Origin of the sequence: Streptomyces sp. CB01249 (assembly GCF_001905735.1) — a bacterium.
Taxonomy (GTDB): Bacteria; Actinomycetota; Actinomycetes; order Streptomycetales; family Streptomycetaceae; genus Streptomyces.
This window is the reverse complement of sequence record NZ_LISW01000002.1, coordinates 1,005,963-1,028,838: the sequence shown is the minus strand read 5'-3', so window position 1 is coordinate 1,028,838 and position 22,876 is coordinate 1,005,963. Positions and strand designations below refer to the sequence as shown.

The following is a 22,876-nucleotide window of genomic DNA, read 5'->3' as shown; positions in this document are numbered from 1 at the left end:
GTGTTCACAACCCTACGGGACGGCTCGGACCAGTGCAAATTCGTTCGGACGGCCCATGGGGCGGCCCGGACGCCCTTACGCCGTCAGCTCCTGGTGCAGGGCCTCGCGCAGACGGGCCGCGCGCTCCGCGACCTCCGCCGGGCCCAGCTCGACCGCCCGGGCGCACCAGCGCTGCCCCTCCGCCAGCTCACCCCGCCGCGCGGCGAGCAGGGCCAGCCGCAGCGCCGCCCGCCCGTGCCCGTCGGCGGCGGCGCGGGTCCACCACAGGGCGGCCTCGCGCTCGCTGCCCTCGCGGGCCAGGAGCAGGCCGAGGTTGAACGCGCCGTTGCGGCTGCCGGACTCGGCCGCCGCCCGGTACCAGTGCCCGGCGCTCTCCACGTCGCCCCGGGAGGCGGCGAGCATGCCGACGCGGACCTGGGCGCGGCGGTGCCCCTGCTCGGCGGCCCGCTCGTACCACTCCTCGCACTCGGTCTTCTCGGGCAGCGGCTCGCCCAGTGCGGGCGGCCCGGGCGGCGGCTGCCGCGCGTCCAGCAGACCGGCCAGGCGGAAGGCCGCCTCCGCGCTGCCGCCGCCCGCCGCACAGCGCAGGTGGCGCTCCGCCTCCTGCTCCTCGCCGTGGTGCAGGAGCGCCATGCCGACCTGGAGCGCCGCCTCGGTGTGCCCGGCCGCGGCGGCCCGCTCGTACCAGAGCAGGGCGGTGCGGTCCTCGTCGCGCCCGGCGTAGAGGATGCCGAGGTTGAAGGCCGCGTCGACGCTGCCCGCCTCGGCCGCCTTGGAGAACCAGGGCTCGGCGCCGGCCGGGTCGCCGGCCTGGAGCAGGAGCACGGCGAGCGCGTTGGCGGCCTCGCGGTGGCCCGCGTAGGCGGCACGGCGGTACCACTGCTCGGCCTGGGCGGTGCGGTCCTGGGCGGCACAGAGCAGCCCGAGGTTGTACGCGCCGTTGACGTCGCCCGCGTCCATCGCCGCCCGGTACCAGCGCTCGGCGGTCTGCTGCTCGCCCCGGGCCGCGTGCAGCGCGCCGAGGGCGTTCGCGGCGTTGCCGTCTCCGTCCTGGGCGGCGCGCAGCCACCACACGGCGGCGCTCTCCCGGTCGCCCGCGTCGCGCAGCAGGAAGCCGAGCGCGCAGGCGGCCCGGGCCTCGCCGGCCTTGGCCGACATGAGGTACCAGCGCCCGGCCTCCTTGAGCTCGCCGCGCTGTTCGAGGATCGCGCCGAGGTGCAGGGCGGCGCGCCGGTGACCGCGCGCGGCGGCCTGCCGGTACCACTGCTCGGCCTCGCCGCCGCGCGCGTGGTCGGGGCCGGCGACCGGGCCGTCGCCCTCGGCGGTGCGGCGGGGCACGCCGGGCTCCACCGGCTCCGCGCCGGTGCGCGGGCCCAGGCCGGGGCGGCCGAACACCTCGTGCGCGGCGTCGGTGGCGTTGCGCTCCAGGAGGCGGGCCAGCCGGTAGGCCGCCTCGCGGTGGCCCTGTTCGGCGGCGGCGCGCAGCCAGCGCTCGGCGCCGACGTCGCTGCGGTGCTCCAGGAGGTCGGCGAGGGCGTAGGCGCCGAGCGCGTGGCCCTGCTCGGCGGACTGGCGCAGCCAGTACTCGGCGGCGGGCTCGTCGCCGCGCTCGCGGAAGTGCCGGCCCAGGGCGTGCGCGGCCGCGGCGGAGCCGGCCACGGCGGCGGTGCGCCACCAGCCGGCCGCCTCGTCGGGGTAGCCGCGCTGGTGCAGCAGGACGCCCAGGTTGTTGGCGGCGGCCCGGTCTCCGTCGGCGGTGGCGCCCCGCAGGTAGGGTTCGGCGCCGGCGAGGTCGCCCCGGCGCAGGAGCAGCGCGCCGAGCACGCTCATCGACGCGGTGTCACCGGCGTCGGCCGCGCGGCGGTGGCGTGCCTCGGTCTCCGCGCCGTCCGCGCTCGCCTCGGTCTCCGCCCGCTCGGCGTTCTCCACGCCGTCGGCGGTCTCGATGGTCTCTGCGGTCTCGGCGGTCGCGGCACTCTCCGCGTTCTCGGCGTTGTTGACGGGCTGGGCGTTCTCGACAGTCTGGGCGTTCTCGACGGTCTCGGAAGTCTCGGCGCTCTCGATGGTGTCTTTGTACTGCTCGGCGGCAGCGGCAAACACCTCATCCACCAACTTTTCCGCCGGATGGACGTGCCCCCGCGCAAACCGCCCTGTCTTCAACAGAGTTGACCTGTCCCCCATAAATACCATCGTCGCACCACCTGTAACCCGCGTACACCTGGTATATCGCGGTCAGTGACGTCACTTCAGCGTTTTGTCGACATGCCCACAGAGAGACAAGTCAAACACGTCCCCGGCCAACTCGTGCCCCTCGAACCGCACTTCACGCCCACCTTGCGAAGCAGGCCACCACGACACGACGAAGGCCCGGATCCCCTGGAGGATCCGGGCCTTCGTCTTTCAGTAGCGGGGACAGGATTTGAACCTGCGACCTCTGGGTTATGAGCCCAGCGAGCTACCGAGCTGCTCCACCCCGCGTCGTTGTGTTCAAACCGTACCACGACGCGGAGGTGGAGCTTTACCGGATTACTCAGCCCCCGCCCTCATCGCCCGCCTTGTCCGAAGCGCTGGCTTGGCTGGCCTTGTCGCTCTTGTCGGCCTTGTCGGGCTTGGCCGCCTTGCCGTCATCGGACTTGTCGGCCTTGCCGTCGTCGGCCGCCTTGGACTGGGCCGCGGCGGCCCGCTCCAGCGCGTCCTGGAGATCGGTCTGCGCCTTGCCGTAGGCCGCCCAGTCCTGCTTCTTCAGGGCCGCCTCGCCTTCGTCGTACGCCTTCTGGGCGTCGGCGATGGCCTTCTTGAGCGCGGCGTCACCGGTGGCCGGCGGCTGGCTGGTGTCCGGCGGCTCGGTGGTGTCGCCCGGTGGCTCGCCCGTATCGGAACCCTCGGCGCCGAACACGGCGTTCAGGGCCTCGCCGAGGCTGTTCTCGAAGACGATCTTCGAGCCGTACGAGGCGGCGACCTTGCGCAGCAGCGGGTAGTTCTGCGTGCCACCGCGCGTGTAGACCGGCTCGATGTAGAGGAAGCCCCCTTCGAGCGGCACGGTCAGCAGGTTGCCGTACTCGATGTCGGAGTCGGTGCCCTTGAGGTTTCTCACGAACTCGGCGACGTCGTCGTTGCCGTTGAGCTCACTCTGTACCTGCCCGGGGCCCTTCACCGCACCGGTGACTCTCAGGAGCCTTATGGTGCCGTAGTCCTTGCTGGCCGCATCGGCGTCCACCGCCATGAACGCCCCTAGGTCGGGCCGCCCCTTCGGGGTGAACGTCGTGGTGAGCGAGAACTTCTGAGCCGTCTGACCCGGCATCTTTATGCTCAGGTAGTACGGCGGGACGGAGCCGGACTCCTTGTTGGTCGGGTCGTCCGGGACCTGCCAGGCGTCACTGCCGCTGTAGAACTGGGCGGGGCTGGTGACGTGGTAGCGGGTCAGCAGCTCGCGCTGCACCTTGAACAGGTCCTGCGGGTAGCGCAGGTGGTCCATCAGGTCCTGCGGGATGTCCGCCCGGGGCTTCACGGTCCCGGGGAACGCCTTGCGCCAGGTCTTCAGGACCGGGTCCTTGGTGTCCCACTCGTACAGCGTGACCGTGCCGTCGTACGCGTCGACGGTGGCCTTCACCGAGTTCCGGATGTAGTTGACCTGGTTCTGCTGGGCGACGACCGCGCGCTGGTTGGTGGTCAGCGAGTCGGCCGTGGTGTCCCCGAGCGTGGTGCGCGAGGCGTACGGGTAGCCGTTGGTCGTCGTGTAGGCGTCGACCACCCACTGGATGCGCTTGTTGACCACGGCCGGGTAGGCGTCGCCGTCGATGGTGAGCCAGGGGGCCACCGCCTCGACGCGCTCCTTGGGCGTGCGGTTGTAGAGGATCCGCGAACCGTCACCGATGGCGCCCGAGTACAGGATCTGCGGCTCGCTGAACGCCACGGCGTAGGCGGCCCGGTTGAACGTGTTGGAGAGACTGACCCCGCTGTCGCCCTTGTAGCTGGTGGTCTTCTCGCCGTCCTCCTCGTAGTCGAGCTCCTTCTGGGGCCCGCCGACGATGGAGTACTGCTCGGTCTTCTCGCCGTAGTAGATCTCCTGCTTGTACGTGCCCAGGTCGCCGGTGGTCGGCAGTCCGGACTCGGTGAAGTCGGGAGATCCCTTCGGGTTCTTGCCGGTCGTGGTCCCGCGGGCGGCGATGGCGCCGTAGCCGTGGGTGTAGGTGAAGTGGTCGTTGATCCAGTTGCGCTTGGGGATGCCCTGGATGTTGAGCTCGCGCAGACCGATGACCGTGTCCTGCTCCTTGCCGGCGGCGTCCTTGTACCGGTCGACGTCGAGCGTCTTGGGGAACTGGTAGTAGTTCCTCTTCTGCTGGAGCTGCTGGAAGGCCGGCGAGACGACGTTGGGGTCCATCACCCGGTAGCTGGCCGCGTCGTTCGCCGCGGCCCGGAGCTTGGCGTCGTCGTCCTCGGTGGACTTGCCCGTGTAGTCCGAGACCTGCGCGTCGTCGATGGCGTACGCGTCGCGCGTGGCCTCGATGTTCTTCCGGATAAACGGCGCTTCCTTGGCCTGCTCGTTCGGCTGGACCTGGAACTTCTGCACGATCGCCGGGTAGAGGCCGCCGATCAGGATGGCCGAGAGCACCATGAGCCCGAAGCCGATGACCGGGAGCTGCCAGGTGCGCCGCCAGAGCGTCGCGAAGAACAGCACGGCGCAGATCGCGGCGATGCAGAACAGGATCGTCTTCGCCGGCAGGTACGCGTTGGCGTCGACGTACCGCAGACCCGTCCAGTTGTCCGTGGCCTTGAAGTCACTCGACTTCACCGCCAGGCCGTACCGGTCGAGCCAGTACGCCACGGCCTTCAGCGTGACGAAGACCCCGAGCAGCACCGACAGGTGGCCGGTGGCCGCGCCCGTCGCCCGCGCGCCGGGGCTGGTGACCCGCAGCCCGCCGTACAGGTAGTGGGTCAGCGCGGCGGCGATCAGCGAGAGCACCGTGGCCGCGAAGCCGAAGCCCAGCAGGAAGCGGTACCAAGGCAGGTCGAAGGCGTAGAACGACACGTCCAGATGGAACTGGGGGTCCTTCTGGCCGAACGACACGCCGTTCACGTACATCAGCCACGTCCGCCACTGACCCGAGGCGGAGGCGCCGGCGATCAGACCGACCAGCGCGGTGACCGCGAGCAGCACCCACTTCTTGTACGGGGCGAGGCTCATCCGGTAGCGGTCCAGGCTCTGCTGCTCCAGCGACATCGCGCTCAGCGGCGGCCGGAGCCGGTGCGCGAGCCAGATGTTCAGGCCGACGGCCAGGGCCATCAGCAGTCCGAAGACGAGGAACAGCCCGATCTTGGTCCACAGGGTGGTGGTGAAGACGGACGAATACGCGACCGACCGGTACCAGAGCCAGTCCGTCCAGAACCCGGCGAACATGACGAACGCCATGGCGAGAATCGCCAGGACGCCCAGAGTCATGAGCAGGGTTCGGGCGCGCCGGGACGGGCGGCCGACTCTGATCCGTGGCCCGGTCGGGCCTCCGCCGCGGTCCGGCATCTGGAAAGCCAACGTGCGCACCTCGAAGTTCGCGGGTCGTGTGGAGCGGGCCCAGCGATCGTAGAGCCCATCCCTTCAACTTACTGATGCTTTACCTAGTTCCCGTTCCGGGGGCGGAAGGAGGCAGGATGTTGCCCATGTCCAACGTTTCCCCCTCAGGCCCCCCGATGGCCGCGAGCCCGCTCACCGTCGCGGTGCTCGAAATCGACGAGTACGTCTCCACCCTCGGCTGGGACCAGCCGGCCCGCCTCTTCGCCCTGGTCGACACCGCGCGGCTGCGGGCCCAGGAACCCGGCCTCGCCACCCAGCTCGGCCTTGACGACGACGGTGCCAAGGCCGCCGCGCTGACCCCCGTCGAGCAGGAGGAGCTGCCCGCGGGCGCGGCGCTGGACGAGTTCCTCGCCACGATCGCCTGGCCCGACGCGGTCGCCGGGTGCGCGATGACGGTGGAGCGCCTGATGCTGCCGCCGTCCGCCGAGGCGTCCGTGCCGGAAGGGCTGGACGACAAGCGGCTGACCAAGTGGGTCGCCCAGCACCCGGACCGGCAGGAGGTACGGATGACCGTGGCCGTCCTGCGGGACGGGGCGCGCGAGTCCGCCGTACGCCTGCGTGAGAAGGACTCGGCAAGCGAGGTGCTGACCGGTGCCGGTCTCGTGCCGGGGCTGGCCGAGGCGCTGGCGGCCACCTTCGAGTCCTGACCGTCCGCCGTGTGCCGCGGGGGCGCGGTCAGCTCGCCGAGCAGCTCGGCAGCCCGGCCGTGTCCCCCGCGCGGAGCTTGTCCAGCGACTTCTTGGCGTCGTCGATGTTCTTGACGCGGATCAGGGTGAGCCCGTCGGGGGTGTCCTCGGCGGCGGCCGCGCAGTTGTCGTCGGGGGTCAGGAAGTAGCGTGCGCCCGCGTTGCGCGCGCCGACCAGCTTCATGGTGATCCCGCCGATCGGGCCGACCTCGCCGTCGTCGTCGATGGTGCCGGTGCCGGCGATGAACTTGCCGCCCGTCAGCTGCCCCGGGGTCAGCTTGTCCACGATGCCCAGCGAGAACATCAGCCCCGCACTCGGGCCGCCCACATCGGCGAGCTTGATGTCGATGTCGAAGGGGAAGGTGTGGTCGGTGCCCGCCTGGATGCCGACGATCGCGCGGTCCTCCTGGGGGTCCTTCACGGTGGTGAGGGTGACCTTCTCGGCGCCCTCGGGCTCCTTGCCGGCCTTCTCGGCCGCCGCGGCGGTCTTGGCCGGGATCACGGTGAAGGTGACGTCCTGGCCCGGCTTGCGCTTGGTGACCAGCTTCGAGACGTCCTCGGGCTTCTCGACCGCGGTGCCGTCGACGCTCTTGATGACGTCGCCCGCGTGCAGCTTGCCCTGCGAGGGGCTGTCCTTGACGACGCTGGAGACCACGACGCGCGAGGTGACCGGGATCTTCAGCTCCTTGAGGGCCGCGACCTTGGCGCTCTCCTGGGACTGGCTGAACTCCTCGGCGTTCTCCTGCGTCGACTCCTCCTCGGTCTTGCCGTCCGGGTAGAGGGTGTCGTGCGGTACGACGACGCTGTCGTGGCCCAGCCATCCGGAGACGGCCTCGACCAGATTCATGCTGTAGTCGGCGCCGGTGACGCGGACCGTCGTCATGTTGAGGTTGCCGGACGTCTTGTACGTCTTGTGGCCGGTGATCCGCAGGACGGGGTCGCCCTCGACGTCGCCGAGTGTGTTCACCGTCGGACCGGGAGACATCTCCGAGTACGGCACTTTGATCAGCACGCCCGCGCAGAGCAGCGCGATCAGGATCAGCGTGGAGGCGAGCATCGTCGCGGTGCGGCGTGGCATGGAACGACAGTACGGGAAGGGTCTGTCAGTGCACCGCCGGGGCCGGTCCGTACGGGGCCGGGGGCGGGCTGGGTGAGGACGGCGTGCGCGGCCTCAGACGTTCGATATCTGCTCCACCGGTTCGGAACCGGAGTGGGACTTCTCCATCGCTTCGCGGAACTTCGCGTACCCGGCGAGTTCGGTGACGTCACCGGTGGTGCGGTTGCGGGCGGCCCAGCCTCCCCATATCGCAGCGCCGAACGCGGCAAAAACCGGAATCAACAACCAGGCGAGCGCTGCCATGCCGACCTCCCTACCCCCTGATGCGACCGACTGGCCGATCAGCAGATTAACCATCTGGAAAAACAACGCTCGTGGCAGGGGTGCGGTTACGCAAATCGGGGCGGATGCCCGCCGTTCCGGTTTGCGCTCAGCAGGCGCCGACCCACTCCTCCGTGCCGTCCGAGAAGTGCTGGTGCTTCCAGATCGGAACCTCGTGCTTGAGGTCGTCGATGAGCTTGCGGGAGGCCGCGAACGCCTCCGCGCGGTGGGGGCAGGAGACCGCCACGACGACCGCGATGTCACCCACTCGCAGTTCACCCACACGGTGGACGGCGGCCAGCGCCCGGACCGGGAAGTCGGCGACGACCTTCTCCGCCACCCGGCGCATCTCCTCGGCGGCCGAGGGGTGGCACGAGTAGCCGAGGCCGTCGACGTCCTGTCCGCCGTCGTGGTCACGCACGGTGCCGACGAACAGGGTGGTGCCGCCCGCGGCGTCGTCGCCGACCGCCCGGAAGACCTCGTCCACCGACAGCGGCGTGTCACGGATGTCCAGCAGCCGGATCGGGTCCCGCGCCGTCTGCTCGCCGGGGTGGTCGTACGTGAGTGCCATGACCCCATCGTGCCGTACTGCGCCGACGGGACGGAATTGCCGATTCACCCGGCGGGCCGCGCCCCGTGTTGGAGTCTCCTACAGGGTGCTCAGATGCGGCGGCGGGCCTTGCGGGCGCGGCGCACCAGGGCCGCGGTGCCGAGCAGTGCGACGGTCGCCCCGGCGGCTCCGGCGGCGGTGGCGTCCTTGCGGCCGAGGCGGCGGCCGGCGACGGTGTGGCGGCCCTCCACCTCTTCCAGGAGCGCGGCGAGCACCTCCTCGTTGGTCCAGGCCGGGCGCCAGCCCGCGTCGTGCAGCCGGCTCACGCTGACCACCCAGGGGTGCATGGTGTACGCCAGGTCGCCCGCGGGCGAGGGGGTGAGGCCGATCCGGTGCAGCCGGGCGGCGGCGCCCAGCGCGACGGCGGAGGGGAGCTCCATCCGGCGCACCCCGCTCAGCTCCTCGACCTCCTCCTGCTCCAGCCAGCCGTCGCAGCCGACCGCGAACTCCCCGTCGATCTTCTCCAGGGCGGCGTACTCCAGCGCCGTGACCAGGTCCTCCACGTGGCAGAACTGCCAGGCGGGTCGGGAACCGGCGACCACGAGCAGCCGGGGTGACTCGAAGTAACGGGTCAGCGCCGTGTCCGTGCCGCCGACGAGCACGGCCGGGCGCACGACGGTGACATGCAGCCCGGGATGGGCGCGCGGGGCGCGGCGGCCGAGCCGTTCGATCTCCAGCAGGTCGCCGACGCCGGTGGCCTCGGCGGTGGCCCGCAGCTCGGCGTCCTCGGCGAGCGGGAGGTCGTTGTCGGGCAGCGCCCCGTAGACCATGGCGGAGGTGCACAGCACGACCCGGTGGACACCGGCGGCCGCGGCGGCGGTCAGCACGGTCTGGGTGCCGCGCACGTTGTAGGCGGTGCGCGCGGCGGGGTCGGTCTCCAGGTCGAGGTCGAGCGCCAGGTGGACGACGACGTCCGCGCCGCGCAGCTTGTCGGCGATGGCGGGGTCGCGGACGTCGAGAAGGTGCCAGGTCGCGTCGGAGACCTCGCCCCGCCGCTCGTCGATGGCGATGACCTGCTTGATCTCCTCGGAGGCGGCGAGGCGCGCGGTGAGCAGCTCACCGACGCCCGTCGCGGCTCCGGTGACGGCCACGACCGGGCCGCGGCCTCTGGGGCGGCCCGGGACGGATTTCTTCTCGGGTGACGGGTCGGCCAGGTTTCGCGCTGCGCGAACCTGCGGATCTGGGGAACTCACCGGGCGTCTCCAGCGGTTGTCTTCAGTACGTACCCGCGTGACACGTACGTACCAGGTGGCGTCCATCCTGCCGCAGGGCCGGACCGGGCGGAGCACTGAGGCCCTGAGCGGACTTGGTGTCTACGCTGGATGGTGATGTCGGGCAGTCGCCGTCGGTTCCCCCGGCGGCCCTACGAGCCGAGGAAACCCGTGAGTGACACCCCATTCGGATTCGGCCTTCCGCCGGAGGAGCCGGACGACGGCGACAAGGGCAAGAAGAACGACCCCACCGGAGGTGGGCAGGGTTCGGGCGGTCCGGCGAACCCGTTCGGCTTCGGCCCCGGCGCGGGCGGTGACAACCCCTTCGCCGCCATGTTCGGCTCCATGAACCCGAACGACCTGGGAGCCGCCTTCCAGCAGCTCGGCCAGATGCTGAGCTACGAGGGCGGGCCGGTCAACTGGGACATGGCCAAGCAGATCGCCCGGCAGACGGTGTCGCAGGGCACCCCGGACGGCTCCAAGGACGCGAGCGTGGGCCCCGCCGAGCGCTCGGCGGTCGACGAGGCGCTGCGCCTGGCCGACCTCTGGCTGGACGGGGTGACGTCGATGCCGTCCGGTGCCATCTCCAGCGTGGCGTGGAGCCGCGCGGAGTGGGTGGAGGCGACGCTCCCGGCCTGGCAGCAGCTGGTGGACCCGGTCGCCGAGCGGGTGGGCCTCGCCATGGGCGATGTGCTGCCCGAGGAGATGCAGGCGATGGCGGGCCCGCTGATCGGCATGATGCGGTCGATGGGCGGCGCGATGTTCGGCCAGCAGATCGGGCAGGCCGTCGGCGTGCTGGCGGGCGAGGTGGTCGGCTCGACCGACATCGGGCTGCCGCTGGGCCCGGCGGGGCGCGCCGCGCTCCTTCCGCTGAACGTGGAGCGGTTCGGCAAGGACCTGTCGGTCCCGCAGGACGAGGTGCGGCTGTATCTGGCGCTGCGCGAGGCCGCCCACCAGCGGCTCTTCGCCCATGTCCCGTGGCTCCGCTCGCACCTCTTCGGCGCCGTCGAGGGGTACGCGCGCGGCATCAAGGTCGACACCAGCAAGCTGGAGGACGTGGTCGGCCAGTTCGACCCCTCGCAGCCCGAGCAGCTGCAGGAGGCCCTTCAGCAGGGCATGTTCCAGCCGGAGGAGACGCCGGAGCAGAAGGCGGCCCTGGCCCGTCTGGAGACGGCCCTCGCGCTGGTCGAGGGCTGGGTGGACGCGGTGGTGCACGCCGCCGCGAAGTCCCGGCTGACCTCGGCCGACGCGCTGCGCGAGACGATGCGCCGGCGCCGTGCGTCCGGCGGCCCCGCCGAGCAGACCTTCGCCACGCTGATCGGCCTCCAGCTGCGTCCGCGCCGGCTGCGCGACGCCTCGCGGCTGTGGGCCTCGCTCACGGACGCGCGTGGTCTTGAGGGGCGCGACGCGCTGTGGGAGCACCCCGACATGCTCCCGACCGCTCACGACCTGGACGACCCGGACGGCTTCGTCCACCACGAGCAGCTGGACTTCTCCGAGCTGGACAAGATGCTCGGCGAGGCGGCGAACGGCCCGAAGAAGGCCGGGCCGGGTGCGGACGCGGACGCGGACACCAAGAACGACGCCACGGACGAGGGCGAAGGCGACGGCAAGGACGACACCGACAAGTGAGCCTGCACGACGACGCCGTCCTCGTACTCAAGGGTTACGGGGCGGGGGCCGGAGCCGCCCAGGAGGAGCTGCGCGATGCCTATCTGGAGCACCTGGCGCGCCATCCGGACGGCATGTGGAAGTCCTGCGGGGCCGGGCATCTGACGGCCAGCGCCCTGGTCGTGGACCCGGAGCGCGGGCGGGTGCTGCTCACCCTGCACCGGAAGCTGCGGATGTGGCTGCAGATGGGCGGCCACTGCGAGCCCGGTGACGCCACGCTCGCGGCGGCCGCGCTGCGGGAGGCCGCGGAGGAGTCCGGGATCGCCGGGCTGACGCTGCTGCCGGGCGGGCCCGTGGTCCTGGACCGGCATGCGATCCCCGCGCCGTGCCACTGGCACCTGGACGTGCAGTACGCGGCGGTGGCGCCGGCGGGCGCGACGGAGAGCATCAGTGACGAATCCCTGGACCTGCGCTGGTTCGCCTACGACGAGGTGGCCGGGGTCGCCGACGCCTCGGTGATCCGGCTGGTGGAGCGTACGCGCGCGGTGCTGGAGGGCGGCCGGTAGCCACCCGTACGACGTGGCGAACGGTAAGGGGCGGCCTCCAGGGAGGCCGCCCCTTACTTCGCTGGATGGCTCAGTTCCAGGCGTTGTTCTGGTTCTGGCCGTGCGCGCCGTGCTGGCCCATGCCGTACTGGGCGGCGAGGCCCTGTCCGATCTGGGCGTTCTGCGGCGGCATCAGCTCGCTCGGCTGGACCAGGGCGAAGCCCTGCCCGAGGAAGCTGAGCTCCCAGCCCTCGCCGGTGTTGCCACGCCTGCGGAAGACGCCCGAGGAGTGCGTCTGGGCCTGCATCTGCACCCGCAGCGAGGTCGACCAGGCGACGATCGCGTCGGCGTCGGCGCTGACGTACTTGTCGGGCGTGACCTGCATCATCAGCGGCTGGCCCGAGGTCATCAGGGCGACCTTGCCGGTGCCGGAGATGTTGAGCTGGTACTTGCCGGTGCCCGAGATGCCGTACTGGCTGTCCACCGCGATGACCTCGGTGTGCAGCGAGGAGTCGAGCGCCAGGACGTAGGAGCTGTCGACCGTCAGGCCGTCGTGGTCGACGTCCACGACGTGGATGTACTGCGCCAGGTTGGCGAAGTACACGGTGCCCTGCCCGGAGCAGCGCATCAGGTCCAGGCCCTCACCGGTGTGGGCGCGGGAACGGCGCTGGGCGTTCGACTGGTACTCGCCGTCGAACTCCATGAGCCCCTGGTAGGCGACCATGGCGCCCTTGCGGGCGAGGACGTCGTCGTGGCCGGTCAGCGCGACCCGCAGGAGCTGCGGGTTCTGGATGGTGTAGCGCTCCTGGGACTGCTGTTCCGTGAGGCCGAAAAGCGAACTCTGCATGGTGTGTTCTCCCTCCCCGTCAGTGCCGGACGCGCAGCCGGTCGGTGCTGTCCTCGCTCGGCTGGACGACGACGATCCCCTGGCCGGAGAAGGCCATCTGGAACGCCTCGCCGCTGCCCCGCCCAATGAGGGAGGACGCCTTGAAGCTGCGCTTGCCCTTCACCTTGAGGTTCGGGGACCAGGCGACCAGCGCGTCGGGGTCGACGTACGTCTCGTCCTCGCCGCGTCCACAGTCGACCACGAGCGGCGTGCCGCGCGAGGTGATCGCGACCCAGCCGGTCCCCGAGATGCAGACGTTCCACAGGCCCTGGCCTGCGAACTTGGCGAGGCCCTTGACCCGCTCGACGCCCCAGGTGAGGTGGCCGTCGAAGGCGAGCACATTGGTGCCGTTGACCGAGATCGAGTCGTTGTTGAGGTTGATGACGACGACGTCGGCGCCGTAGTCGGCGAGGTAGAGCAGCCCGTCGCCGGTGCACTTCATGAGGGGCGCGCCCTCGCCGGTGATCCACTGCGAGGCGATCTGGCGGACGGCGGGCGGGTTGGGCTCGTACTGGATGAAGCCCTCGTACGCGACCATCGATCCGGTGCGCGCGTAGAGGTCCTGGCCGGTCGCCATGGCGACCTTCAGCATGGAATGGCCGTGGTTCTCCATCCGTGCCGTGACGGGGGTCGGGGCGTAGCCCGCGAGTTGCTGATTCATGACGGGCTCCCTCAGACCTCGTAGGGCTGGACGACGATGAAGTTGCCGGGCGCACCCCGGAACTGGAGGTTCACGGTCTCCCCGCTGTGTCCGGGGTACGCGTTGCGGCGCAGCCGGACCTGGCTGGAGATGATCACCTGGGACGCGGACGACCACGCCACGACGGCGTTGCAGTCGGCGAAGGTGGTCGGGGTGACCGGCAGTACGACGGGCACACCGTGCGTCTTGACGACGAGGGTGCCGGAGCCCTGGAACTGCATGGTGAACAGGGCGCCGCCGGGGATGCCGTGGCCCTCGATGCGGCGGACCTCGTACTGGAGCGACTCGTCGAAGGCGAGCACGTTCTCGGCGGAGACGCAGACTCCGTCGCCCTGGAGCTCGATGGAGTGCAGATGGGCGCCTTCCTCGGCGAGGAAGACCTGGCCACGGCCGGTACAGCGCATGAGCTGCATCTCCTGGCCGGTGGCGTTGCCCACCATGCGGCCGGCGAAACCCGCGCCCTTGTAGCTGAAGTCGACCTTGCCCTGGTACATCACCATGCTGCCCTGCCGGGCGAGCACTCCGGTGCCGCCCATGGTCAGGTCGACCCGCATGAGCTGCTGGTTCTGCGGGGTCCAGCGCTGCCCGGTCGCGGTCTCCTTGTACGGCTGGAGCGCGGCCTGGAGACCGGCGCCGGCGGCCTGCGGAACACCGCCGGGCATGCCGTGCCCGCCCGGCGGCATGCCGGGAGGCTGCTGGCCGTACGGGGACGGGGCCTGCTGTCCGTAGGGCGCGAGCGCCTGGCCGGGGACCTGCCCGAACTGCTGCTGGGGCGGGTGGGGCTGCTGCCCGAAGTGCTGCGGCGGCTGCTGGCCGGGCTGTCCGTACGGGGCCGGCGCGGGCGGCGGGGGCACGGTGCCGCCGGGCGGGGTCATCGGCGCGACGATCGTCGGCGCGGCGTGCATCTGCTGCTGCGGGGTCGGCACCGGGCCGGGTGCGGGCGGCGGGCCCCCGAAGGACGGCGCGGGCTGCGGGGCCTGGGGTGCCTGCGAGGCCGCCGGGGCGCCGAAGGACGGGGCCGGGGACGCCTGGGCGGGCGGGGCGAACGACGGGGCGGCGCCCTGCGGCGGCGCGGCGGCGGGCGTCTCCTCGGCGACCTCGCCGCCGAAGTTCTTCAGCAGCGCCTCCAGGCCGCCGTCGAAGCCCTGGCCGACCGCGGCGAAGCGCCAGACGTCCTTGAGGTAGAAGTCGCCCAGCATGACGGCGCGCTCGGTGCTGAACTCCGAGCCGTTGAACGCGTACCGGACGACTTCCTGGCCGCCCGCCACGATCCGGATGTAGCCGGGCCCGACCTGCGACATCTGTCCGGCACCGTCCACGGTCGCGGTGAACGACAGCTTGTGGATGTTCGCCGGAATGCGGTCCAGGGTGACACGGAACGACTCGGTGTCACCGCTCTGGGCGCCGAGGAGCTGAATGGACTCCTCGGGGGATTTCGGCTGGTTGAAGAAGATGAAATACCGGTCGTCGGAGAGCTGCTCATTGGCATCGAGCCCGAAGCAGCTGATGTCAAAGCTCAGCCCCGGGCCGGCGATCTGCACACCTACGTACAGGTCCGTCCCCGGCGTGAGATCGCTGATCTTGGCCTTGTGGCCGCGTTGGAATTCCCTGGCCATGCGTAACGACCGTCCCCCATCCGGAAGGTGAATGCGTCGCGTCAGGCTATCCGCAAACTCCGGCATCGGGCGAAGCCGGTACAGACCCGGTACAGAAACACCCGACCCCGCTCACCCGGCGCCACCACCGGTCACTCGCCGCGTGCGGCCGGCAGGTGCGGCAGCCGGTCGGCGGCCACCACGCCCTCCAGATAACCGCGGGCACGCTCGGTGCGGGGATAGGCGTCCAGCAGCCGCCAGAACCGGGGCCCGTGCCCGGGCACCAGGAGGTGGGCCAGTTCGTGGACGAGCACGTAGTCCACGACGTACTCCGGCATGCCCTGCAACCGGTGCGACAGCCGGATGCTGCCCTCGGACGGGGTGCACGAGCCCCACCGGGTGTTCTGGTTGGTCACCCACCGCACGGACGCGGGCCTGGCCCGGCCCTCGAAGTACTGGGCGGACAGGCGCTCCGCCCGTTCGGCGAGCTCGGTGTCACCGAGGACGCGCCTGCTCTCCTGGGCGGCGAGCTTGTCGAGCATCACGTCCACCCAGCGCCGCTCCTCGGCCTCGGACATCCGGGCGGGGATGAGCACGATCGTGCGGTCTCCCTCGCGGTAGGCGGAGACCGTTCTGCTGCGACGGGCGCTTCTGCGGACCTCGACCGCGCTCGTCGCCGGGGCGCGGCGGGCAGGGTTCGCACCGCGCCGGCGGGGTCCGGCGCCGGGCACGGCAGGCTCCCCGGCGGAGCCGGGCGACGGGTCGGCGGGCACGCCTCGACGTTACCCGCTGTGTGCGGGGGAAGTCCCGCCTCCGGGACGGTTCTCCATGATCGGCTCCACGCCTTGCACCATTTGAACGACTAATACCCACGCCTGTGGATAACTTTCCGCACGTCTCGGCGCCCCGCTGCATTCTGGCAAAGGAACACGCAGAGCAAGTCGCACACAGCTGGTCGTGCAGAGCTGGTCGCGCACAACGGAGTCACAGACAGACAGACCGGGGGAAGCCGTGCATCCGATGTTGAAGCCCGCACTGCGCCGCGCTTGGCGGGGCGGGGACACCGTGCAATTCGGAGTGACACCCGCACATGCGGTGAAGCTCGGCCCGATGGATATCGCGACGGGCTGTTTCATGGAACTGCTCGACGGCACCAGAGGCATGCCACTGCTCCGCGAACAGGCGAGAGCGATGGACTTGAGCGAGCGTCATGTGGACATGCTGGTGACCCGGTTGACGGACGCCGGCCTCGTGGACGACGTACGGGCGGGCGGTCCGGCGGCGGAAGCGCTGCGGGCCAGGTCCGATGTCCTGGAGCGCCACCGGCCCGACCTGGCCTCGCTCTCCGTCGTGCATCCCGAGCCCGGCGGCGGGATGCGCAGACTCGCGGCCCGCCGCTCGATGCGCGTGCAGGTCCGGGGCGCGGGCAGGGTCGGCGCGGCCGTCGCGGCGGTGCTCTCCGGAGCGGGGGTCGGCCGGGTGGAGGTCATGGACGGCGGGTGTGCGGAGCCGGGGGACGTGTCCCCGGGCGGGCTGCCCGCCTCCGCAGTCGGGGAGCGCAGGGACCTGGCGGCCCGGCAGCTGGTCCGCCGCTCGGCCCCCGGCCCGGGGCCCCGGGCGCCCGGGGCGGCGGGCTGCGGTCCGGCCGGGCACGAGCCGGGGCTGTCCCTCATCGTGGTCGCCCCGCGCGACGGACTCTCCGCGTACGTGCCCGATCCGGGCACCGCCGAGCCGTGGATCTCCTCGGGCACGCCTCATCTGTACGCGGGGGTGATGGAGGCCACCGGGTTCGTCGGCCCCTTGGTCCTGCCCGGCGGCACAGCCTGCGCCGGCTGCCTCCAGCTGCACCGGCGGGACCGGGATCCGCAGTGGCCGCGCATGCTGGCGCAGTGGCAGTCCGGGCGGCGCGGCGCCGCGCAGGCGTGCGATCTGGGCCTGGCGACGGCGGTGGCGGGGCTCGCGGCGGCGCACGCGCTGGCCTTTCTGGACGGCGAGCTGCCCGCGAGCACCGGTGCGCGGTGGGAGGCGGCGCTGCCGCTGTTGGACTGGAGGTCGGAACGGATCGGGGCGCACCTCGACTGTTCCTGTGGCGCCGCCGGTCACACTGAGGGGGTCCGCGCCTCCGAAGCCGGCACGGCGCACGACACAATGGCCGGGTAACCGCCGCACGCAGCGCGGCAGTCTGGGAATTGGAGGAGCACATGTCTGATCTTCCCCGGAAGGCGGTCACCCGTACCGCCAAGCTGGCCGCGCTGCCGTTGGGTTTCGCCGGTCGTGCCACCTGGGGGCTGGGCAAGCGCATCGGCGGGAAGTCGGCGGAGCTGGTGGCCCGCGAGGTGCAGCAGCGCACCGCGGACCAGCTCTTCAAGGTCCTCGGGGAACTGAAGGGCGGGGCGATGAAGCTCGGCCAGGCCCTGTCCGTCTTCGAGTCCGCGCTGCCCGAGGAGGTCGCCGGGCCCTACCGCGCGGCGCTCACCAGGCTCCAGGAAGCCGCGCCGCCCATGCCGAGCGGCACGGTGCACGCGATCCTGGCGGAGCGGCTCGGCGAGGACTGGCGGGAGCTGTTCCTGACCTTCGAGGACAAGCCGGCGGCCGCGGCGTCGATCGGCCAGGTGCACCGGGCGGTGTGGCACGACGGCCGGGACGTGGCCGTGAAGGTCCAGTACCCGGGCGCGGGCGAGGCGCTGCTCTCGGACCTGACCCAGCTCAGCCGGTTCGCGCGGCTGCTGGGCCCGCTGGTTCCGGGCATGGACATCAAGCCGCTGATCACGGAGATGCGCGACCGGGTCTCCGAGGAGCTGGACTACGAGCAGGAGGCGCGGTCCCAGCAGGCGCATGCCGAGGAGTTCGCGGACGATCCCGATGTCGTGGTCCCGGAGGTGGTCCACCAGTCGGCGCAGGTGCTGGTCACCGAGTGGATGGACGGGGTCCCGCTGGCCGATGTGATCGCCGCCGGCACGGCCGGGCAGCGCGACCGGGCCGGCCAGTTGCTCGCGAGGTTCCTCTTCTCGGGCCCCGCGCGCACGGGCCTGCTCCACGCCGACCCGCACCCGGGCAACTTCCGGCTGCTGCCCCCGGACCCGGAGGCGGACGCGTCCGGCGGCGAGGGTGCGGACGAGGGCTCATGGCGGCTGGGGGTGCTGGACTTCGGGACGGTGGACCGGCTGCCGGGCGGTCTGCCGCAGACCATCGGGGACGCGCTGCGGCTGACGCTGGGGGGCGACGCGGACGCGGTCTACGAGATGCTGCGGGCGGAGGGGTTCGTCAAGGACTCGATCGACCTGGAACCGGACGCGGTGCTGGACTACCTGCTGCCGATCATCGAGCCGGCCGAGGTGGAGGAGTTCACGTTCAGCCGGAGCTGGATGCGTTCTCAGGCGGCCCGGATAGCGGATCCGCGCTCCCCGGCCCACCAGTTGGGCAAGCAGCTGAACCTTCCGCCGTCCTACCTGCTGATACACCGGGTGACGCTGAGCACGATCGGGGTGCTGTGCCAGCTCGGCGCCACGGTCCGCCTCCGCGACGAACTCGAGTCCTGGCTCCCGGGGTTCCTGCCGACGGAGGACATGGAGGCGCCTGACGAGCCGGGCGCGGAGGGCCACGATCCGGAGCGCGTGCCGCCGGCACCGAGGTCTGCCGAAACGGTGGACGCCGGCTAGTCGAGCCGGGTCGGACGGCGCCCGGTGGTCCGGGGCCGCCGGGCGGGTCCCCCACCGCGCCCCGCCCCGCAAAACGCCCCCGGGGCCGGTCCGTTGGACGGATCGGCCCCGGGGTGGGGTGCTGCTGCGCGGGTGGCGCTGGGAGGCCTGGCCCGCCGGGCGCAGAGAGCGGCTGCGTCCGGGCGGGGCCTCCATGGCCGGCCTGGCCGGGTCAGTGCATGACGGCCATGGCCAGCGCGCGGCGGGCGCGCATCGAGGCGCGCTCGGCGCGGCGCTGCATCCGCCGGGCGGAGATCAGGCGCACGGCCTGACGGTTCGCGTCGGCTTCGCGCATGCGCTCGTGCATATGCGCACGGGCCAGGGCTTCTGGGATGAGTTGCATTTCGCGGGTCCTGTTCTGACGCGAGTCGTTCGCGCCGATGATGGTGACGTCTGGGGTCGCGGAGCCTGCGGGCTCGGACGCGGGGGTGGGGATGGTCATTGGAGCCTGGTTTCGGGGATCGTGGGTCAGGGGACGGTCGATGGTTCCGATGCGCTTCATGGGCTTGGGGGCCGGGACCCCCAGGTCGGCGGTCACGCCGCGACCGGGTTCTTGCGCGGACGGCCACGCGGCCGCTTCCGGGCGACGACGACGCCCTGGATGAAGAGCTCACCACCCCAGACACCCCACGGCTCGCGGCGCTCCTTGGCGCCGGCGAGACACGCCTCGACCAGCGGGCAGGTGCGGCAGAGGGACTTGGCGTACTCGACGTCGGCCGGCGACTCCGCGAAGAAGACCTCCGGGTCGTAGGCACGGCAGGGGACGGGTACACCGAGGTTCTCGATGGCGTCGTCGAGCGCGGTGAGCGCGGTGAGGGGGGTCAAGGTGGAGTCCTCCGTGAGGCCGGGCGGGGAGATCGTGTCGGAAGGCGGTACGGACGGGGCGTGCGCTTCGAGTTGCACGGTGGTGGTGTCCTCGTCTGGTCGTTTCCGGCCTGTTGGCCGGGGGGCGGCTGGTACCAGGTCCTGCTTGTCCCGAGGCCCCTTCTCGTTGTCTCGCCCGTTGAGGCAAAACAAAAGGGCCGCGGATCCCGAGTGGGGTTCCGCGGCCCTGAAGGCGCCGGCCTGATGCTGGATCAGGCTGGATCACTCCAGGGTTCAGGCCCACGGAAGGCCCACATCGTGTGGTGGTGCTTCGTCTGCTCGGTGACGCCGGCTTCCGCTCCCGCACCGACGGCCGCAAAGGCATAGGCCGGGGCCTGTCCCTTCGCTACTGCTGCTGCCGGTGCCTGGGTCGGTCGCTCATTGCGCTCCCGCACGGGAAGGCCGGCCAGGGACATCGGAATGACGGCGGAGACGCCGGACACACCGGTGGCGCGCAGGGAGGACTTCGGGGCACGGGCGAGAAGGCCGAGCGAGCAGGCGGAGACGACCGAGAGATCGGTCATTTTGTTGGTCTCGATGATGCTGATCACTTCAATCGCCTCCTCTCGGCGTCTCGGGGGGACCGGCGGGCCGGTCCTGCGTATTCGGATAAGTACAGCACGGATCCAGGGCTTCAGAGAAGCCGCTGTTTCCGTGGTTAAGAACCTATGGTGACGACTGGGGCGGGCGCAAACTATTTTTGCGACGAGTTTTTCTCACATCTCCCCGGCGGCCTCCGCCTCACCCTCACATCCGTCCCCACCTGCGCAGATGTCGAGAACGGCGGCGCCGAAGCGGCCCAGCTTCCGCGCGCCGACCCCGGGGATCCCGGCCAGCTCGCCCTCGCTGCCGGGCACCGCCTCCGCGATGGCCATCAGCGTCCGGTCGGTGAACACGCAGTAGGCGGGCTGGCCGATCTCCTTCGCCCGGACCGCCCGCCAGTCGTGCAGCCGCTCGTACAGCGCCTCGTCCATGTCGGACGGGCAGTCGTCGCAGCGCATCAGCTTCATCTCGCCGGCGTCCGTCAGCGTCCTGCCGCAGACCCGGCACCGGGCCGGCGTCCGGGGCTTCCGCCTGGCCGCCGCCGGACGCCCCTCGCCGCCGCCACCGGCCGCCCCGCCCTCGCCGCTGCGGAAGCCGTCGCCGGCCCAGACGCCGCCCGGGCCGGCCGCCGCCGCGCTCCGGCCGCCGGGGCCCGTGGAGCCGGGGCGGAGCCCGTTCAGGAAGCGGGTCGGGCGGCGTCCGGGGCGGCCGCCGGGCGACCGGGAGAGCGACCAGGACAGGGCGAGGTGGAAGCGGGCCCGGGTGACGCCGACGTAGAGCAGGCGGCGCTCCTCCTCGATCTGCTCCGGCGTCTTGGCGTAGGTGATCGGCATCATGCCCTCGGTCAGCCCGACCAGGAACACCGCGTCCCACTCCAGGCCCTTCGCGGAGTGCAGCGAGGCCAGGGTGACGCCCTGGACCGTGGGCGCGTGCTGGGCGGCGGCCCGCTCGTCCAGCTCGGCGACCAGGTCGGAGAGCGTCGCCCCCGGGTGGGCCCGCTCGAAGTCCTCGGCGAGCCTGACGAGCGCGGCCAGGGACTCCCAGCGGTCGCGCACCGCACCGGACCCGGTGGGCGGCTCGCTGCGCCACCCCGTCGTGGAGAGCACCGCGCGCACCTCGGCGGGGAGGTCGTCCGCGTGGTCCAGGAGGGAGTCGTTGCCCCCCGCCCGGGCGGCGCCGCGCAGGGCCACGCCTGCCTCGCGGACCTCAGCGCGCTCGAAGAACCGCTCGGCACCCCGGAGCTGGTAGGGCACGCCCGCGTCCGCGAGGGCCTGCTCGTAGACCTCGGACTGGGCGTTGATCCGGTAGAGCACCGCGATCTCGCCCGCCGGGACGCCCGCAGCGATCAGGTCGCGGATGCGGCGGGCGGTGCCCTCGGCCTCGGCGGGCTCGTCCGCGTACTCCACGAAGGCGGGCTCGGGGCCGCGCTCCCGCTGCGAGACCAGGTCGAGGCGGTGCTCGGCGGCCCGGCCGGTGGCCTGGGAGAGCAGCCCGTTGGCAAGGTGGACCACCTGAGGGGTGGAGCGGTAGTCCCGGACCAGCTTGACGACGGTGGCCGCCGGGTGGCGGGTGCGGAAGTTGAGCAGGTGGTCCGGGGTGGCCCCGGTGAACGAGTAGATCGTCTGCCCGGCGTCGCCGACGACGCAGAGGCTGTCCCGATCGCCGAGCCAGAGGTCGAGCAGCCGCTGCTGGAGCGGGCTCACGTCCTGGTACTCGTCCACGACGAAGTGCTGGTACTGGCGGCGGACATGGGCGGCGATGTCGTGCCGGTCCTGGAGGATGCCGACGGTGAGGAGCAGCACGTCCTCGAAGTCGATCACCGTGCGCTCGCGCTTCAGCTCCTCGTAGGTCTCGTAGACCTTGGCGATCTCCGCCGGGTCGCGCGGGGCGTCCCGCTGGGCCTTGGCGACCACCGCCGGATAGTCGGCGGGGACGGTCTGGGTGACCTTGGCCCACTCGATCTCGCTCGTGACGTCGCGCAGCTCGTTGCGGTCGAGCCGCAGGCCGCTGCGGGCCGCCGCCTCGGCCACCAGCTGGACCTTGCGCTCAAGGAGCCGGGGCAGCTCGCCACCGACTGCTTTCGGCCAGAAGTACTGGAGCTGGCGCAGGGCCGCGGAGTGGAACGTGCGCGCCTGCACCCCGCCCGCGCCGAGCTGGCGCAGGCGGCCGCGCATCTCGCCCGCCGCCCGGTTGGTGAAGGTGACGGCCAGGACGCTCGACGGCTGGAGGATCCCCGCGCGCACCCCGTAGGCGATGCGGTGCGTGATGGCCCGCGTCTTGCCCGTACCGGCTCCGGCCAGCACGCACACCGGGCCCCGCAGGGCCGTGGCCACCTCGCGCTGCTCGGGGTCGAGCCCGTCGAGGACGGCGTCCGCGGTGTCCGGGACCCGGGGGAAGAGGGTGGAGTGCGTCGCTGATGTCACCCCGCCATGCTGCCAGGTCGCCCGGGACGCGTGCGGTGGTTGTCCACAGGGGTGAGGTATCCGTCGTACTAATGCGGGGGAGGTCGCGGGGCGGTCCCGTACGCCGTCCCGCAAGGGCCCCGGGGGCGGGAATGGCGGCCGGGTCGCATACGTTCACCTGGCGTGCGGCCACGCACGCCCCGGGCCCCGTGTGACGTACCAGACGCGTGGGCGCCCGTCCGGGCGTGACGGGACGGCCGGGACCGAAGAGACAGAGGAGCGCGAAGACATGCCGGGCACTGTGACGATGTACAGCACCACCTGGTGCGGCTACTGCCGTCGGCTGAAGGGGCAGATGGACCGCGAGGGCATCGCCTACACCGAGATCAACATCGAGCAGGACCCGGAGTCGGCCGCCTTTGTCGAGAAGGCCAATGGCGGAAACCAGACGGTCCCGACCGTGCTGGTGGTCCCCGAGAGCGGCGGCGAGGACGTCGTGATGACGAACCCGAGCCTCGCTCAGGTGAAGCAGGCCCTCGGGGCCTGATCCCCCGCGCGATCCCGCCCCCTCCGGTCCC

Annotated in this window: 20 protein-coding genes and 1 tRNA gene; 6 read left to right on the top strand and 15 right to left on the bottom strand. The window is 71.7% G+C overall.

What is annotated here, in order from left to right; genetic code table 11:
* Nucleotides 1–75 precede the first annotated feature (75 nt).
* The 3 genes from AMK18_RS13140 to AMK18_RS13130 form a co-directional block, all read right to left on the bottom strand.
* Nucleotides 76–2,190 (bottom strand): tetratricopeptide repeat protein, encoded by a 2,115-nt coding sequence (locus AMK18_RS13140; RefSeq protein ID WP_198956990.1) that lies wholly within the window; start codon nucleotides 2,188–2,190, stop codon nucleotides 76–78.
* Nucleotides 2,191–2,404: 214 nt separating this feature from the next.
* Nucleotides 2,405–2,478: transfer RNA gene (locus AMK18_RS13135), tRNA-Met, on the bottom strand.
* Nucleotides 2,479–2,530: 52 nt separating this feature from the next.
* Nucleotides 2,531–5,518: a UPF0182 family membrane protein gene (locus tag AMK18_RS13130; protein ID WP_198957014.1), complete on the bottom strand. Its 2,988-nt coding sequence runs from the start codon at nucleotides 5,516–5,518 to the stop codon at nucleotides 2,531–2,533.
* A gap of 128 nt (nucleotides 5,519–5,646) precedes the next feature.
* Between AMK18_RS13130 and AMK18_RS13125 the strand changes: the two genes are divergently transcribed.
* Nucleotides 5,647–6,216, top strand: a complete 570-nt coding sequence (locus tag AMK18_RS13125; RefSeq protein WP_234011946.1) for a PPA1309 family protein — start codon at nucleotides 5,647–5,649, stop codon at nucleotides 6,214–6,216.
* Between the two features lie 28 nt (nucleotides 6,217–6,244).
* On the opposite strand, the gene AMK18_RS13120 is transcribed toward AMK18_RS13125, so the two are convergent.
* The 4 genes from AMK18_RS13120 to AMK18_RS13105 form a co-directional block, all read right to left on the bottom strand.
* Nucleotides 6,245–7,333 carry a YlbL family protein gene (locus AMK18_RS13120; protein ID WP_073862918.1) on the bottom strand — a complete coding sequence of 363 codons (1,089 nt, stop codon included), beginning with the start codon at nucleotides 7,331–7,333 and terminating at the stop codon, nucleotides 6,245–6,247.
* 93 nt (nucleotides 7,334–7,426) lie between these two features.
* On the bottom strand, nucleotides 7,427–7,615 hold the full coding sequence (locus AMK18_RS13115) for a hypothetical protein (RefSeq protein WP_026171849.1): 189 nt from the start codon (nucleotides 7,613–7,615) through the stop codon (nucleotides 7,427–7,429).
* A gap of 127 nt (nucleotides 7,616–7,742) precedes the next feature.
* On the bottom strand, nucleotides 7,743–8,204 hold the full coding sequence (locus tag AMK18_RS13110) for a molybdenum cofactor biosynthesis protein MoaE (RefSeq protein ID WP_018105543.1): 462 nt from the start codon (nucleotides 8,202–8,204) through the stop codon (nucleotides 7,743–7,745).
* Nucleotides 8,205–8,293: 89 nt separating this feature from the next.
* A complete protein-coding gene (locus AMK18_RS13105; protein ID WP_073862917.1) occupies nucleotides 8,294–9,436 on the bottom strand; it encodes an SDR family oxidoreductase in 1,143 nt (380 codons plus the stop codon).
* A 189-nt stretch (nucleotides 9,437–9,625) separates the two neighbouring features.
* Between AMK18_RS13105 and AMK18_RS13100 the strand changes: the two genes are divergently transcribed.
* Together AMK18_RS13100 and AMK18_RS13095 are read left to right on the top strand one after the other, a co-directional pair.
* On the top strand, nucleotides 9,626–11,086 hold the full coding sequence (locus tag AMK18_RS13100) for a zinc-dependent metalloprotease (RefSeq protein WP_073862916.1): 1,461 nt from the start codon (nucleotides 9,626–9,628) through the stop codon (nucleotides 11,084–11,086).
* Nucleotides 11,083–11,631 (top strand): NUDIX hydrolase, encoded by a 549-nt coding sequence (locus AMK18_RS13095; protein WP_073862915.1) that lies wholly within the window; start codon nucleotides 11,083–11,085, stop codon nucleotides 11,629–11,631. Before AMK18_RS13100 ends, AMK18_RS13095 begins: the two co-directional genes overlap by 4 nt.
* A 70-nt stretch (nucleotides 11,632–11,701) precedes the next feature.
* On the opposite strand, the gene AMK18_RS13090 is transcribed toward AMK18_RS13095, so the two are convergent.
* From AMK18_RS13090 to AMK18_RS13075, 4 genes are all read right to left on the bottom strand, one after another.
* The gene (locus AMK18_RS13090; RefSeq protein WP_073862914.1) at nucleotides 11,702–12,457 is read right to left on the bottom strand and encodes an AIM24 family protein; all 756 of its coding nucleotides are present in this window, start codon (nucleotides 12,455–12,457) and stop codon (nucleotides 11,702–11,704) included.
* 19 nt (nucleotides 12,458–12,476) lie between these two features.
* Nucleotides 12,477–13,157 (bottom strand): AIM24 family protein, encoded by a 681-nt coding sequence (locus AMK18_RS13085; protein ID WP_018105538.1) that lies wholly within the window; start codon nucleotides 13,155–13,157, stop codon nucleotides 12,477–12,479.
* Nucleotides 13,158–13,168: 11 nt separating this feature from the next.
* Nucleotides 13,169–14,812: a TerD family protein gene (locus tag AMK18_RS13080; RefSeq protein WP_073862913.1), complete on the bottom strand. Its 1,644-nt coding sequence runs from the start codon at nucleotides 14,810–14,812 to the stop codon at nucleotides 13,169–13,171.
* A gap of 131 nt (nucleotides 14,813–14,943) precedes the next feature.
* On the bottom strand, nucleotides 14,944–15,564 hold the full coding sequence (locus AMK18_RS13075; protein ID WP_073862912.1) for a M48 metallopeptidase family protein: 621 nt from the start codon (nucleotides 15,562–15,564) through the stop codon (nucleotides 14,944–14,946).
* 238 nt (nucleotides 15,565–15,802) lie between these two features.
* Between AMK18_RS13075 and AMK18_RS13070 the strand changes: the two genes are divergently transcribed.
* Together AMK18_RS13070 and AMK18_RS13065 are read left to right on the top strand one after the other, a co-directional pair.
* Nucleotides 15,803–16,951, top strand: coding sequence for a ThiF family adenylyltransferase (locus tag AMK18_RS13070; RefSeq protein WP_073862911.1), 1,149 nt, complete (start codon nucleotides 15,803–15,805; stop codon nucleotides 16,949–16,951).
* 41 nt (nucleotides 16,952–16,992) lie between these two features.
* Nucleotides 16,993–18,450, top strand: coding sequence for an ABC1 kinase family protein (locus AMK18_RS13065; RefSeq protein WP_073862910.1), 1,458 nt, complete (start codon nucleotides 16,993–16,995; stop codon nucleotides 18,448–18,450).
* A gap of 211 nt (nucleotides 18,451–18,661) precedes the next feature.
* Here the strand turns inward: AMK18_RS13065 and AMK18_RS13060 are convergent, their stop codons facing one another.
* From AMK18_RS13060 to AMK18_RS13045, 4 genes are all read right to left on the bottom strand, one after another.
* Entirely contained in the window at nucleotides 18,662–18,991 is a 330-nt protein-coding gene (locus tag AMK18_RS13060; RefSeq protein WP_026171846.1) for a hypothetical protein, read from the bottom strand.
* A gap of 32 nt (nucleotides 18,992–19,023) precedes the next feature.
* Nucleotides 19,024–19,392 (bottom strand): WhiB family transcriptional regulator, encoded by a 369-nt coding sequence (locus AMK18_RS13055; protein ID WP_018105532.1) that lies wholly within the window; start codon nucleotides 19,390–19,392, stop codon nucleotides 19,024–19,026.
* Between the two features lie 173 nt (nucleotides 19,393–19,565).
* A complete protein-coding gene (locus AMK18_RS13050; RefSeq protein WP_018105531.1) occupies nucleotides 19,566–19,904 on the bottom strand; it encodes a hypothetical protein in 339 nt (112 codons plus the stop codon).
* Nucleotides 19,905–20,069: 165 nt separating this feature from the next.
* Nucleotides 20,070–22,319 carry an ATP-dependent DNA helicase UvrD2 gene (locus AMK18_RS13045; protein WP_073862909.1) on the bottom strand — a complete coding sequence of 750 codons (2,250 nt, stop codon included), beginning with the start codon at nucleotides 22,317–22,319 and terminating at the stop codon, nucleotides 20,070–20,072.
* Nucleotides 22,320–22,587: 268 nt separating this feature from the next.
* Here AMK18_RS13045 and AMK18_RS13040 point away from each other — a divergent pair, with 268 nt between their 5' ends.
* A complete protein-coding gene (locus tag AMK18_RS13040) occupies nucleotides 22,588–22,845 on the top strand; it encodes a mycoredoxin (protein ID WP_018105529.1) in 258 nt (85 codons plus the stop codon).
* Nucleotides 22,846–22,876: the final 31 nt, after the last annotated feature.